The following is a 13,522-nucleotide window of genomic DNA, read 5'->3' as shown; positions in this document are numbered from 1 at the left end:
GCAAAGTGGGCTCTTGGGTTTGCTATTTAGTTTTTACTAAATGGCTGCTTGCTTTGCCACCAGTCCAAAACTTGGTCTACCGATGTTTCGATCGACATGTCAGAGTTGTCTAGCAGCAAGGCATCTTGTGCGGGCTTGAGGGGCGCAGCGACACGGGTTGAATCCCGTGCGTCACGCGCCTCCAAGTCCGCGCGAAGGTCTTCGAGTATAGGCGAAAAGCCCTTTGAAATCAATTGCTTATGCCGCCGCTCGGCGCGTTTGGCAGCGGTGGCGGTGAGGAATACTTTCAGGGGGGCATCGGGGAAGATCACGGTGCCCATGTCGCGCCCATCGGCCACCAGCCCCGGCAAGGCGCGAAAGCTGTGTTGCAGGTCTACCAGAGCCAGCCGTACCGAGGGCAGGGCGGAGACTTTGGAGGCGTTCATGCCGGCTTCTTCGGTGCGGATGGCATCCGACACGTCGGAGTCGCCGAGCCAGACCTTGCCGTCTACAAAGCGCACCGGCAGGGTTTGGGCCAGGGTGGCAATCGCGGCTTCGTCGGCGCTAGCGATGGTTAAACCTGCGCGCAAGGCCGCCAGCGCGGTGATGCGGTACATCGCGCCCGAGTCCAGAAAGTGGTAGCCCAGGCGCTCGGCCAATGCGGCGGCGACGGTGCCTTTGCCCGACGCGGTGGGGCCGTCGATGCAGATGACGGGGATGTGTGCTGGCGCTGCTTTTGACAACGCCAGCAATGCCTCAAAGTAATCGGGGAAGGTCTTGGCGACGCATTTCGGGTCTTCGATACGCATCGGCAGGCTAGCCGGGTTGAAGGCTGCCAGCGAGAAGCACATCGCCACCCGGTGGTCGTCGTAGGTGTGGATGCTGGCGGCTTTCCAGTCGTCCACTGACGCAGGCGGGGTGATGCGGATGAAATCCGCGCCTTCTTCCACGGTGGCCCCCAGCTTGCGCAACTCGGTCGCCATCGCCGCGATGCGGTCGGTTTCCTTGACGCGCCAGCTGGCGATGTTGCGCAGCGTGGTGACACCATTGGCGTACAGCGCCATCACCGCCAGGGTCATGGCGGCATCGGGAATGTGGTTGCAGTCCAGGTCGATGGCCTTGAGCGGCCAACTGCCCCGGCGCACTTCCAGCCAGTTGGGTCCGCTGGCGACCTGTGCGCCCATCTGCTCGGCAGCTTCGATGAAGCGGATGTCGCCCTGGATCGAAGCTGCGCCCACGCCTTCGATCCGAATCTTTGAATCAAAAGTGCCGCTAGCGCATGTACTAATTGCGCCTAGTGCTATGAAATAGCTAGCCGATGAGGCGTCCGCCTCTACATGGATGTCGCCCGGCGACTGGTAGCGGCTACCGGCGGGGATGGTGAAGCGGGCCCAGCCCTCACGCCGCACGCGGATGCCAAAGCGCGCCAGCAGGTTGAGCGTGATTTCGATGTAGGGCTTGGAGATGAGCTCGCCCACCACGTCGATCACCACGTCTTGCTGTGCCACCAGCGGCAGTGCCATCAGCAGGGCGGTTAAAAACTGGCTGGACACATCGCCGCGCACGCGGATGGGAGCACCCAGCGTCAGCGTGGGCTGGCCGATGCGCAGGGGCGGGTAGCCGTCTTGCCCGGTGTAGTCGATCTGGCAGCCGAGCTGGCGCAGAGCATCAACCAGGTCGCCAATCGGGCGCTCGTGCATGCGCGGCACGCCGTGCAAGCTGAAGTTGCCGCCCAGCACGGCCAACGCAGCCGTCAGGGGGCGGATGGCCGTGCCGGCATTGCCCATGAACAGATCGGCCTGCGAAGCTTTCAATTGCCCGGCCAGCCCGTCGATCTCTACCGTGTTGCCGTTGTGGCGGATGCCGCAGCCCAGTTGGCCCAGTGCGTCCAGCATGACTTTGGTGTCGTCGGAGTCCAGCAGGTCGTGCACGCGGGTGGTGCCACCGCTCAGGGCGGCTAACAAGAGAACCCGGTTGGAGATGCTTTTGGAGCCTGGCAGTACGACGGTACCAACGGCGCTATCGAGGGGAGGAAGGTCGAGAAAAGGGGTGGCGAACATCTGGGGGAATTCAGGTGGACATCAGGTCTTGGGTTTCAAGGAGGCCATGCTCCAGTCGGCGCGGCTGTCGCTGGCGTGCTCCAGCATTTCGACCAGCCCGTCCACGTTGTTGCTGGTGAGCATGGTTTCCATAGTCTGTAGTGTCTTTTGGAAGATTTGCGATTGGGCCAGCACTTCTTCTTTGTTGGCCAATAACACGTCACGCCACATGTGCGGATCAGACGCGGCGATGCGGGTGAAGTCGCGGAAGCCCGGACCGGCCAAGGCCAGGTATTCCTGCCCCTGTGGCTGGCTGACCAGCCCGTGCATCATGGCAAAGGCGATCAAATGGGGCAAGTGGCTGACGGCGGCAAACGTCGCATCGTGCGATTCGGGGGTCATTTGCAGCACATTGCAGCCCAGCGCTGCCCACACCGCTTGGGCCTGGGCCAGTTGCGCGGGCAGGGTGCGGTCGATGGGGGTCAGGATGACGTTTTTGCCGTTGTATAGGTGCGGGTCGGCAAACTCCACGCCGGACACCTCTTTGCCGGTGATCGGGTGGGCGGGTACGAAGGAGCCGACCTGCTCGCGCAGCGCCCGGCGGGCGGCATCCACCACGTCGCGCTTGGTGGAGCCCACATCCATCACCAAAGTGTTGGGGGTGATTAGGTGCTTGATGGCCTTGAAGGTGGCCTCCGTCGCCGCCACCGGCACGGCCAGCAGCACGATGTCGGCTCCCGACACCGCCAGCAGGGCCGATGGGGCCTCGATGTCGATCACGCCTAGTTGGCGGGCCTTGCTGGTGGTAGAAGGCGATTTGCTGTAGCCCACCACGCGTTTTACCAGCCCGGCCTGTTTCAGTGCCAGGGCAAACGAGCCGCCCATCAGGCCGCAGCCGATCAGTCCGAGTTGTTCAAACATGGGCGCTGCTTTCAGGAGCCGACCGGGTAGGTGCCCAGTACCTTGAAGAAGGCGCACAGCGCACGCAGCTCTTGCAGCGCTTTGGCCACATGGGGTTGTGACGGGTGGCCGTCCAGGTCGATGTAGAAGTAATAGTCCCACTGGCCGGTACGGGCCGGGCGCGACTCGAAGCGGGTCATGGACACGCCATTGGTTTTCAGCGGCACCAGCAAATCGTGCATGGCACCTGGCTTGTTGGGCACGGATACCACCAAGCTGGTGCAATCTTTGCCCGAGGCGGGCGGTGTGGCCAGGGTTTGCGGCAGGCAGATGACGGCAAAGCGGGTGCGGTTGTAGGCTTCGTCTTGCACCGCGTGGGCCACGATGTGCAGGCCAAACTGAGAGGCAGCACGTTCGCTGGCCAGCGCCGCCCAGCCGGGGTTGCTGGCGGCCAGACGCGCACCTTCGGCGTTGCTGGACACGGCGCGGCGCTCGGCGTTTGGCAGGTGCTGGGTCAGCCAGCCCTGGCACTGGGCCAGCGCTTGGGGGTGGGCCATCACCACGTCGATGTTGTCGCGGGAGTTGGTCTGGCGCAGCAGGTTGTGCCGTACCAGCAGGCTGACTTCGCCGACCACGTGCACGGGCGAGTGCAGGAACAGGTCCAGCGAACGGGCGACCACGCCTTCGGTCGAATTCTCTAGTGCCACCACGCCGTACTGCACGGTGCCGGCAGCGGTGGTGTGGAAAACTTCGTCGAAGTTGGCGCAGTACAGCAGCTCGGCGGCGCTACCAAAAAACTCAATCGCGGCCTGCTCGCAAAACGTACCTGCCGGGCCGAGTACCGCCACGCGCTGGGGCGCTTCCAGGGCCAGGCAGGCTGACATGATTTCGCGCCACACGGCGGCCACATGCGGGTTCTTCAAGGGGCCGGTGTTGGACTGCTGGATCTTCTCAATGACCTGGGCCACCCGGTCGGGCCGAAAGAAGGGCGAGCCTTCACGGCGCTTGATGTCGCCCACCTGCTCGGCCACGTGGGCCCGGCGGTTCAATAGGGTGAGCAGGTCTTGGTCGATCTGGTCGATCTTGACGCGCAGCTCGGCCAGATCGGAGGCGGGGTTCAGCGGGCTAATGGGGATGGAGGCAGTCATAGCTTAGGCGTGGCTCTTTTCAAATGCGTGCATGTAGTCCACCAGCGCCTGTACGCCCGCCAAAGGCATGGCGTTGTAAATGCTGGCCCGCATGCCGCCGACCGACTTGTGGCCCTTGAGCTGAAGCAAGCCGCGTGCCTTGGCACCTTCTAAAAATGCGTCGTTGCGGCTCTCGTCGCGCAGGAAGAAGGGCACATTCATGCGCGAGCGGCAATCCACCTCCACCTTGTTGACGTAGAGCTGCGACTGGTCGATGGCGCGGTACAGCAACTCGGCCTTGGCGATGTTGCGGTGTTCCATGGCGGCTATGCCGTGCAGGTTGCCTTCGGTCTGGTGCTTGAGCCACTGGAAGGTCAGCCCGGCGATGTAGATGGCGTAGGTGGGCGGCGTGTTGTACATCGACTGGTTGTCGGCCACGGTCTCGTAGTTGAAGGCGCTGGGGCAGATGTCCAGGGCGTGGCCCAGCAGGTCTTCGCGCACCACCACCACGGTGAGGCCGGCGGGGCCGAGGTTCTTTTGCGCGCCGCCAAAGGCCAGGCCGATCTTGGACCAGTCCACGCTGCGCGAGGCGATGTGGGACGACACGTCCACCACCAGCGGGGCTTTTGAGCCCAGCGCTTGCAGGTCGGGCAAGGTTTGGAACTCCACGCCGTCGATGGTTTCATTGCCACAGATGTGCACGTAGCTGGCGTCAGTGCTCAGGTCCCAGCTGGCCGGGTCGGGCAGGCGGGTGTAGCCGGTGGCTTCGGTGCTGGCGGCAGTGTGTACGGCGGCGTATTTGCGCGCCTCTTTTTGCGACTTCTGGCTCCAGCTGCCGGTGACCACGCAATCGACCTTGCCGCCACGCGACAGATTCAGCGGCACGATGGCGTTTTCGCCCAAACCACCGCCTTGCATGAACAGGATTTTGAACTCGGGCGGCACGGCCATCAGGGCGCGGAAGTCGGCCTTGGTCTGCGCGTAGATCGACAGGAATTCTTTGCCCCGGTGGCTCATTTCCATCACACCCATGCCGCTGCCATGCCAGTCCAGCATTTCGGCGGCGGCCTGGGTCAGGACGGCTTCAGGGATAGCCGCAGGACCGGCAGAAAAATTGTAGGGGCGTGTCATGCAATTTCTTAAGGTTTTTAGGCCGCTAGCGCATATTCCATCTGCGCTAGGTGCTACTAAATTTATAGTGCTAGCGGTTTTATGCTTCCGGCGTGCCGGGGGTTGCGTCGTCGGTGCCTGCATCGTCACCGGCTTCACCGGCCTCATCCGCTTCGGTAGCGGCCACGATGGCATCGTTCTCCACAATCCGTTGCAGGCCGCTGAGTTTGGAGCCTTCGTCCAGGGCGATCAGGGTCACGCCCTGGGTGGCACGGCCCAATTCGCGGATTTCGCTGACGCGGGTGCGTACCAATACGCCCTTGTCGGTGATCAGCATGATTTCGTCATCGGCATGCACCAGGGTGGCGGCCACCACGCGGCCATTGCGCTCGCTTTGCTGGATGGCGATCATGCCCTTTGTGCCACGGCCGTGGCGGGTGTATTCGGTAATGTTGGTGCGTTTGCCGTAGCCGTTCAACGTGGCGGTGAGTACGCTTTGTTGCTCATCTTCGGCGACCAGCATGGCGATCACGCCCTGGCCTTCTTCCAGCATCATGCCGCGCACGCCACGGGCGTTACGGCCCATGGGGCGCACATCGTTTTCGTCGAAGCGCACGGCCTTGCCGCCGTCGCTGAACAACATGACGTCGTGCTTGCCGTCGGTGAGGGCTGCGCCAATCAGGAAGTCGCCCGGGTCCAGGTCCACCGAAATGATGCCGGCCTTGCGCGGGTTGCTGAAGTCGGTCAGCGGGGTCTTTTTGACCGTGCCCATGCTGGTGGCCATGAACACATACTGGTCGGCGGGGAAGCTGCGCTTCTCACCGGTCAGGGCCAGCACCACGTTGATTTTTTCGCCCTCTTGCAGTGGGAACATGTTGACGATGGGGCGGCCACGCGAGCCACGCGAACCCTGCGGCACTTCCCAGACCTTGAGCCAGTACAGGCGGCCCCGGTTGCTGAAGCACAGGATGTAGTCGTGCGTGTTGGCGATGAAAAGCTGGTCCACCCAGTCGTCTTCTTTGGTGGCCGTGGCTTGCTTGCCGCGCCCGCCGCGCTTTTGCGCCCGGTATTCGGAGAGCGGCTGGCTCTTGATATAGCCACTGTGCGAGAGCGTGACCACCATGTCGGTGGGCGTAATCAGGTCTTCGGTGCTGAGGTCGAACGCGCTGTATTCCACCTGGCTGCGGCGTGCGCCCAGCTTGGTTTGGCCGAATTCCAGTTTCACAGAGGTTAGCTCGTCGCCAATGATGGTGGAGACGCGCTCGGGCTTGGCCAGGATGTCCAGGAAGTCTTCAATCTCGGACATCACCTCTTTGTATTCGGCAACGATCTTGTCTTGCTCCAGCCCGGTCAGGCGTTGCAGACGCATCTGCAAAATCTCTTGAGCTTGCACTTCGGACAGGCGGTATAGGCCGTCGCTGCCCATGCCGAGTTCTTTTTCTAGGCCGTCGGGGCGGTAGTCGTCCACATTCACCATGCCGCCGTCGGCACGCGTGCGGGTGAGCATTTCGCGCACCAGCTTGCTGTCCCAAGGCTTGGCCATCAGCTCGACCTTGGCGACCGGGGGCGTGGGGGCGTTGCGGATGATGGCGATGAAGTCGTCAATATTCGCCAGCGCAACCGCCAGGCCTTCCAGTACATGGCCGCGTTCGCGGGCCTTGCGCAGGTTGAAGATGGTGCGGCGGGTGACGACTTCGCGGCGGTGCTCCAGGAAGACCTCGATCAGGTCCTTCAGGTTGCACAGCTTGGGCTGGCCGTTGACCAGCGCCACCATGTTCATGCCGAAGGTATCTTGCAGCTGGGTCTGTTTGTACAGATTGTTCAACACCACCTCGGGCACTTCGCCGCGCTTGAGTTCGATCACCAAACGCATGCCGGACTTGTCGGATTCGTCCTGGATGTGGCTGATGCCGTCGATTTTTTTCTCGTGCACCAGCTCGGCCATGCGTTCTTGCAGGGTCTTCTTGTTGCACTGGTAAGGCAGTTCGTCAACGATGATGGCTTGGCGTTGGCCCTTGTCGATGTCTTCAAAGTGCACCTTGGCACGCATCACCACGCGGCCCCGGCCGGTGCGGTAGCCGTCTTTCACGCCATTGATGCCGTAGATGATGCCGGCCGTGGGGAAGTCAGGCGCAGGGATGATCTCCATTAACTCGTCCACCGTGGCTTGCGGGTTGCGCAGCAGGTGCAGGCAGCCATCGACCACTTCGTTCAGGTTGTGTGGCGGGATGTTGGTGGCCATACCCACGGCAATGCCGGAGGAGCCATTGACTAATAGATTAGGGAAGCGCGCTGGCATGACCAGCGGTTCTTGTTCGCTGCCGTCGTAGTTTGGGCCGAAATCGACGGTTTCTTTGTCCAGGTCGGCCAGCAGCTCGTGGGCGATCTTGGACATGCGGATTTCGGTGTAACGCATGGCGGCGGCGTTGTCGCCATCGACCGAACCGAAGTTGCCCTGGCCATCGACCAGCATGTGGCGCAGGGAGAAATCCTGCGCCATACGGACGATGGTTTCATACACCGCACTGTCGCCGTGGGGGTGGTACTTGCCAATCACGTCACCCACAATACGGGCCGACTTCTTATAAGCACGGTTCCAGTCGTTGTTGAGTTCGTGCATGGCAAACAGCACGCGCCGGTGCACGGGCTTGAGGCCGTCGCGCGCATCCGGGAGGGCGCGGCCCACAATCACACTCATCGCGTAATCAAGGTAGCTCCGGCGCATTTCCTCTTCAAGACTGATGGGCAAGGTTTCTTTGGCGAACTGGGTCATAGAGAGGCAAACGTCATACAGCGGAGGTCAACTATTTTAGGGCCAAGTGACTGTAGCCACACAGCAACACATGTTCACCAATGGCTGCGCATACCGTTGCGCCAGCTTGTTGTCCTACTCGTTTCCCCTTAGCCCTGTGGCACAATTCAATGAACGTATGCAGTGATGGTCACTGTAGACGTCCCCTTTCGCAGCGCTGCTGCGGCTTTTTCCCCAAGAGGAGAACCATGAAGAAATTGAATAAAGTGGCAATGTTGTTTGCCTCCGCAGCGCTTGTAACCGCCGCGGGCGCACAAACCGTTGACAACTGGAAAAACGGCTCCAACGAGTTGGTCTGGAAGAACGGTACCAACGAATTGTGCTGGCGTGATGCCAACTGGACACCCGCTACCGCAGCTCCAGGTTGTGATGGCGCTTTGGTCGCTCCTAAAGCCGCTGTTGCTGCTCCTGCTCCAATGGCTGCTGCACCAGCTGCACCAGCTGTTGTCGCACCTACGCCAGCTGTTGTTGCTCCTGTCATGGTTGCTGAAAAGGTTACTTACGCAGCTGATGCATTCTTTGACTTCAACAAGTCCGTGCTGAAGCCCGAAGGCAAAGCCAAGCTGGATGACCTGGTTGGCAAAGTCAAGGGCATCAACCTGGAAGTCATTATTGCCGTGGGTCATACCGACTCCGTGGGTGGTGATGCTTACAACCAGAAGCTGTCGGTTCGCCGTTCTGAGTCTGTGAAGGCGTACTTGGTGTCTAGCGGCATCGAAAAGAACCGTGTCTACACAGAAGGTAAGGGCGAAAAGCAACCGGTTGCTGACAATGCAACCGCCGAAGGCCGTGCTAAGAACCGCCGCGTGGAAATCGAAGTGGTTGGTACGCGTAACAAGTAATTGAGGTACTGGTCACTTGGTTTTCCAAGTGTCCAGCCTTTGGGGGACCGTCAGGTTTACCCCTCCCAAAAAAAAGCCCTGTGCGCAATCGCCCACAGGGCTTTTTTTATGGATTTTTTTCTGGGTCAACTCGATCGGCTTAAACAATCTGTGAAAATCTTCGGATGAATCCAAGTTTGAATGCCGACCCTGCCGAATTGGCCAAATTCTCTGAATTAGCCCACCGCTGGTGGGATTTGGACAGCGAGTTTCGCCCGTTGCACCAAATCAACCCCTTGCGGTTGAACTGGATTGGCGGTATCGCGCCATTAGACGGTTTGCGTGTACTGGATGTTGGCTGTGGTGGTGGTATTTTGTCAGACTCAATGGCCCGCCGGGGTGCCTATGTACTGGGTATTGATTTGTCGACCAAGGCTCTCAAAGTAGCCCAGCTACATGCCTTGGAAGCCCAGACTTCCCGCGTGCAATACCGTGAAATCAGTGTGGAGCATCTTGCTGCCGAACAACCCGGTAGTTTTGATGTGGTGACATGCATGGAAATGTTGGAGCACGTACCTGATCCCGCTTCTGTTGTAAAGGCGTGTGCTATCTTGGTGAAACCGGGTGGCCAGGTATTTTTTTCCACCATCCACCGAAGCACCAAGGCTTTTTTGATGGCTGTAGTTGGAGCGGAATACCTTCTCAATATGCTACCTCGTGGTACCCACGAATACGCAAAAATGATTCGACCCAGTGAATTGGCTGGACATTGCCGGAGTGCCGGCCTGACGCTGCAACAGACGTGTGGATTGGAGTTCAATCCCCTGACGCAGCGTTATTGGTTGAGTGGCGATACCAGCGTAAATTACATGTTTTCCACGCAAAAAGCATGAAGCCACGTATGCATTCTGCATTTTTGAGTATTCGTGCCGTGCTTTTTGATCTGGATGGAACCTTGGTTGACAGCGCGCCTGATCTTGCTGGGGCGGTAGACAAAATGCGCACAGACCGTGGTTTGTCATCCTTGTCACACGACAGCTACCGTCCCATGGTAGGCGCTGGCGCGCGCGGAATGCTCGGTGTTGCTTTTGGTATGCAGCCAGACCATCTTGATTTTTCGGCCATGAAAGAAGAGTTTTTTGCCAACTATGAGCGCCGTTTAACGCAAGAAACCTATGCGTTTGGTGGAGTGCCTGAATTATTGGCCGAACTGGTTGCCCGCCAGATACCCTGGGGCGTGGTGACGAATAAATCCGAACGCTTCAGCCTGCCTTTAACCCGGGCTATGCCCTTGTTTGCGACGGCAGTTACTGTAGTTAGCGGCGATACGACCCCTCATGCTAAACCGCATCCAGAACCTTTGCTGGAGGCTGCTAGGCGTTTGGGTATGGCCCCGGCACATTGCATATATGTGGGTGATGACGAGCGCGATGTGGTTGCAGGTTTGGCTGCAGGTATGGTGACCGTCGCAGCCGGTTATGGTTATCTCGGAAACAACATCGATGTCCACCAATGGGGGGCCCATGCGGCCATCCAGTCTCCCCTTGAGCTGCTGCATTGGTTGCCATAAACCCTGCTTCTATTTGTGATTTAAAATAGAGGCTTGGGGCTGCACTGGTTTCGACGTGGGTTCGGACGCGCAGCAGGGCATGTCGAGGTTCTGCCACCTCGTAAAACAGCAGAAAAAACCTAACTGCAAACGACGAACGTTTCGCACTCGCCGCTTAATTGCGCGTGAGCCTCGCAACAGCAAGCCAATAGGCTGGGCAAGGGTGGTACAGCCGCAAGGCTTGACCGTCCAGGCTGCGGGGTAACTTCATTTGGCTGGGCGCTCACTGGGTAACTTAGTGTTCTCCGAGAAAATAGGTTGCTGGCGTTTTGCATAGCGTGCCACTGCGCGATGTAAAAGGCGAGACTTAAACCAGACGGCTACACATGTAGAACTGTTCGAAGAAGGCTTGCGGACGGGGGTTCAAATCCCCCCAGCTCCACCAGACCGCATGACAAAGGCCGCTAACTAGCGATAGTTAGCGGCCTTTTTCATTGGTGAATCAAGTACTTACAGTGCAGTGGCGTACAGTGGCAGCTAAATAAATTGGGGGGGTAAATGGGGGGCAATCGGAGATTTTCGGTAATTTTTGAGAGTTACCCCCCCAATCCCCAATGAAAACGCCCTGTTTGCCCCCTCATTTTTGCCCCTAACCATTGAACGGAGTTGCCCCCATGCTGACCGACGCCTAATGCAGAAACGCCACTTGCCCACATGACAAAAGGCGGGCGCGGTTCAGCGATGCAGGCGGGCTGTACCTTGAAGTCAGTCCGGCGGGATCAAAACGATGGTTCTTGAAAAACCGTATTGGCGGAGTTGAAAAGCAATTGGCGCTGCGCAGTTATCCAGACGTTGCCCTTACGGCGGGATCCACTTTAGGTGTAGCGTTTACTGCGTAGATTGGTTTTAATTTCTTGCAATTTAGGCTGCAAAGTGGTGCCGCCGATGCGCAGGGCGACGCAGGTGGCCAGGATGTCGATCACCATCAAATGCAACAGGCGCGACACCATAGGGCTGTAGCGGTCGTAGCCTTCGGGGTGGTTGGCCGCCAGGTGTACGTGCCCGGCAGAGGCCAGAGGCGAACCGCTGGTGGTAATGACGATGGTGGTAGCGCCGTTTTTGCGCGCAATGTCGCAGGCATCCATCAGGTCGCGGGTGCGGCCCGAGTTGGAGATCACCACCACGCAGTCGCCTGGACCAAGCATGGAGGCGCCCATCACCTGCATGTGGCCGTCGCTATAGGCAATGGCATGCACGCCCAGGCGGAAGAACTTGTGTTGCGCGTCCTGCGCCACGATGCCGGAATTGCCCGCACCGTAGAACTCGATGCGTTTACCGGTTTTATAGGTTTCGGCCAGAATTTCGGCAGCTTTTTCCAGCGCGCTGGTGCTGGCTTCGTTGCGGTATTTGAGGAAGGCGGCGACGGTGTTGTCGATCACCTTGACCATGACGTCGCTGGTTTTGTCGTCCAGGTCCACACTGCGGTGGATAAAGGGCACGCCCTCACTGACGCTGCCTGCCAGCTTGAGCTTAAAGTCACTCAGGCCGTCGTAGCCCATGCTGCGGCAAAACCGCACCACGGTGGGCTTGCTGACGTGGGCCCGGTCAGACAGTTCACTGACTGGCAGATTGGCAAAAGCGCGTGGGTCGGCTAGCACCAGCTTGCCTACGCGCTGCTCCGCCGGTGCTAGCGACGATAGGGAAGCTTTGATGCGGTCTAGCATGGCTTACGACTCTTCGCTCCAGCAGAAACCGTCGCGGGCGATCATGGCGCTGGAAGCGCTGGGGCCCCAGGTGCCTGCCGCGTAGGGGCGTGGGCCGGTGCTGTCGTGTTCCCAGTGCTGGATGATGGGCTCGACCCAGCGCCAGGCTTCTTCTTGCTCGTCGCTGCGGACAAACAGGTTCAGGCGGCCGTCCAGCACGTCCAGCAGCAGGCGTTCGTAGGCGCCTACGCGTTCTGAGCCAAAGCGCGAATCAAAGTCCAGGTCTAGCTGCACCGGTGCCAGGGTCTGGCTGGCGGCTTTGCGGTTGCCCTGGCTTTGCGACAGCAGGTGCAGCTCCAGCCCGTCTTTGGGTTGCAGGTTGATGACCAGGCGGTTCACCGCGCCCACCGGGGCCTTGAAAATGGCGTGCGGGGTGGGGTGGAAGTTGATGACGATGCGGGCATCGCGCCCGGCCAGCCGTTTGCCGGTGCGGATGTAGAACGGCACACCGGCCCAGCGCCAGTTGGCAATCTCGGTGCGCAGGGCCACAAAGGTTTCGGTGGTGCTTTCGGGGCTGACACCGGTTTCCTGGCGGTAGCCGGGCACGGCCGCACCGCCCGAGACACCGGCAGAGTACTGGCCCCGGATCACATGCTGCGACAAGGTTTCCGCCGTCCAGGGCTTGAGGCTGCGCAGCACCTTGAGTTTTTCGTCGCGAATGGCATCGGCGTGCGCGTTGATCGGTGGCTCCATAGCTATGGCGCACAGCAGTTGCAGTGCGTGGTTTTGCACCATATCGCGCAGTGCGCCGGTGTTCTCGTAAAACGCACCACGTGACTCCACACCCAGGTCTTCGGCCATGGTGATCTGGATGTTGGCGATGTGCTCACGCCGCCACAGGGGTTCAAACAAGGCATTGCCAAAACGCAGCGCAAACAGGTTTTGTACCGAGGGCTTGCCCAGGTAGTGGTCGATGCGGAAAACCTGGTTTTCCTGGAAGCAGCGGCCCACCGTGGCGTTGATGGCGCGGTTCGATGCCAGGTCGTGGCCCAGCGGTTTTTCCAGCACGATGCGGGTGTGCGGCGTGTTCAGCCCGGCGGCGGCCAGTTGCTCGCACACGGTGGTGAACAGGCCTGGCGCGGTGGCCACGTACATCACTACCGAGTCGGCGTTGCGGGCCTTCAAAATATCGGCCAGGGCGGCGTAGTCGTCGGGCTTGGACAGGTCCATGCGCTGGAATTCCAGCAACTCAGCAAAACGTGCAAATTCTTCGGCATTGGGGCGCTTGGAGCCGTCTACGCTATTGAAGCGGGACTGGATTTGGGCGCGGTACTGGTCGTGACTGAGGTTGTCACGCCCCACGCCAATAATGCGCCCGCCTTCGGGCAGGGAGCCGTGGCGAAACGACTGGAACAGGGCGGGCATCAACTTGCGCCAGGCGAGGTCGCCGGTGCCGCCAAACAGGACTAGATCAAAGCTCAT

General features: G+C 60.0%; 10 protein-coding genes, 1 other RNA gene and 1 pseudogene. 5 read left to right on the top strand and 7 right to left on the bottom strand.

The annotated features are described in order from the left end of the window. Window positions 1–26 precede the first annotated feature (26 nt). The 5 genes from AC0969_RS01645 to gyrA all read right to left on the bottom strand — a co-directional run bounded on the left by AC0969_RS01645 (window position 27) and on the right by gyrA (window position 7,928). Window positions 27–2,039 (bottom strand): bifunctional 3-phosphoshikimate 1-carboxyvinyltransferase/cytidylate kinase, encoded by a 2,013-nt coding sequence (locus tag AC0969_RS01645; protein ID WP_479622379.1) that lies wholly within the window; start codon window positions 2,037–2,039, stop codon window positions 27–29. A 21-nt stretch (window positions 2,040–2,060) separates the two neighbouring features. Next, window positions 2,061–2,939, bottom strand: coding sequence for a prephenate dehydrogenase (locus tag AC0969_RS01640; protein WP_479622378.1), 879 nt, complete (start codon window positions 2,937–2,939; stop codon window positions 2,061–2,063). Between the two features lie 11 nt (window positions 2,940–2,950). Further along, on the bottom strand, window positions 2,951–4,066 hold the full coding sequence (gene pheA / locus AC0969_RS01635; RefSeq protein ID WP_479622377.1) for a prephenate dehydratase: 1,116 nt from the start codon (window positions 4,064–4,066) through the stop codon (window positions 2,951–2,953). Window positions 4,067–4,069: 3 nt separating this feature from the next. Further along, entirely contained in the window at window positions 4,070–5,176 is a 1,107-nt protein-coding gene (serC, locus tag AC0969_RS01630) for a 3-phosphoserine/phosphohydroxythreonine transaminase (RefSeq protein ID WP_479622376.1), read from the bottom strand. A 79-nt stretch (window positions 5,177–5,255) separates the two neighbouring features. Continuing rightward, complete coding sequence (gyrA, locus tag AC0969_RS01625; protein WP_479622375.1) at window positions 5,256–7,928, bottom strand: DNA gyrase subunit A; 2,673 nt, start codon at window positions 7,926–7,928, stop codon at window positions 5,256–5,258. A gap of 227 nt (window positions 7,929–8,155) precedes the next feature. Between gyrA and ompA the strand changes: the two genes are divergently transcribed. The 5 genes and pseudogenes from ompA to AC0969_RS01600 all read left to right on the top strand — a co-directional run. Continuing rightward, window positions 8,156–8,809 (top strand): outer membrane protein OmpA, encoded by a 654-nt coding sequence (ompA, locus tag AC0969_RS01620; protein ID WP_479622374.1) that lies wholly within the window; start codon window positions 8,156–8,158, stop codon window positions 8,807–8,809. Between the two features lie 164 nt (window positions 8,810–8,973). Further along, window positions 8,974–9,681, top strand: a complete 708-nt coding sequence (ubiG, locus tag AC0969_RS01615; RefSeq protein ID WP_479622373.1) for a bifunctional 2-polyprenyl-6-hydroxyphenol methylase/3-demethylubiquinol 3-O-methyltransferase UbiG — start codon at window positions 8,974–8,976, stop codon at window positions 9,679–9,681. Window positions 9,682–9,689: 8 nt separating this feature from the next. Then, window positions 9,690–10,358 carry an HAD family hydrolase gene (locus tag AC0969_RS01610; RefSeq protein ID WP_479622372.1) on the top strand — a complete coding sequence of 223 codons (669 nt, stop codon included), beginning with the start codon at window positions 9,690–9,692 and terminating at the stop codon, window positions 10,356–10,358. Between the two features lie 35 nt (window positions 10,359–10,393). Further along, window positions 10,394–10,782: a transfer-messenger RNA gene (ssrA, locus tag AC0969_RS01605) on the top strand. A gap of 265 nt (window positions 10,783–11,047) precedes the next feature. After that, window positions 11,048–11,236: pseudogene (locus AC0969_RS01600) on the top strand (Arm DNA-binding domain-containing protein); the annotation flags it as partial. On the opposite strand, the gene AC0969_RS01595 reads toward AC0969_RS01600, so the two are convergent. Beyond that, window positions 11,213–12,061, bottom strand: coding sequence for a MurR/RpiR family transcriptional regulator (locus AC0969_RS01595; protein ID WP_479622371.1), 849 nt, complete (start codon window positions 12,059–12,061; stop codon window positions 11,213–11,215). The pseudogene AC0969_RS01600 and the gene AC0969_RS01595 overlap by 24 nt on opposite strands. 3 nt (window positions 12,062–12,064) lie before the next feature. Further along, window positions 12,065–13,522 (bottom strand): glucose-6-phosphate dehydrogenase, encoded by a 1,458-nt coding sequence (gene zwf, locus AC0969_RS01590; RefSeq protein ID WP_479622370.1) that lies wholly within the window; start codon window positions 13,520–13,522, stop codon window positions 12,065–12,067.

Source organism: Rhodoferax sp. LB1P47 (assembly GCF_056521445.1).
This window is presented reverse-complemented; position numbering and strand designations above follow the sequence as displayed.

What these genes read in the sequence shown, in the direction of transcription:
- AC0969_RS01645 (WP_479622379.1), bottom strand. Translation starts at nt 2,039, where the DNA reads ATGTTCGCCACCCCTTTTCTCGACCTTCCTCCCCTCGATAGCGCCGTT.
- AC0969_RS01640 (WP_479622378.1), bottom strand. Translation starts at nt 2,939, where the DNA reads ATGTTTGAACAACTCGGACTGATCGGCTGCGGCCTGATGGGCGGCTCG.
- pheA (WP_479622377.1), bottom strand. Translation starts at nt 4,066, where the DNA reads ATGACTGCCTCCATCCCCATTAGCCCGCTGAACCCCGCCTCCGATCTG.
- serC (WP_479622376.1), bottom strand. Translation starts at nt 5,176, where the DNA reads ATGACACGCCCCTACAATTTTTCTGCCGGTCCTGCGGCTATCCCTGAA.
- gyrA (WP_479622375.1), bottom strand. Translation starts at nt 7,928, where the DNA reads ATGACCCAGTTCGCCAAAGAAACCTTGCCCATCAGTCTTGAAGAGGAA.
- ompA (WP_479622374.1), top strand. Translation starts at nt 8,156, where the DNA reads ATGAAGAAATTGAATAAAGTGGCAATGTTGTTTGCCTCCGCAGCGCTT.
- ubiG (WP_479622373.1), top strand. Translation starts at nt 8,974, where the DNA reads ATGAATCCAAGTTTGAATGCCGACCCTGCCGAATTGGCCAAATTCTCT.
- AC0969_RS01610 (WP_479622372.1), top strand. Translation starts at nt 9,690, where the DNA reads ATGCATTCTGCATTTTTGAGTATTCGTGCCGTGCTTTTTGATCTGGAT.
- AC0969_RS01595 (WP_479622371.1), bottom strand. Translation starts at nt 12,061, where the DNA reads ATGCTAGACCGCATCAAAGCTTCCCTATCGTCGCTAGCACCGGCGGAG.
- zwf (WP_479622370.1), bottom strand. Translation starts at nt 13,522, where the DNA reads ATGAGCTTTGATCTAGTCCTGTTTGGCGGCACCGGCGACCTCGCCTGG.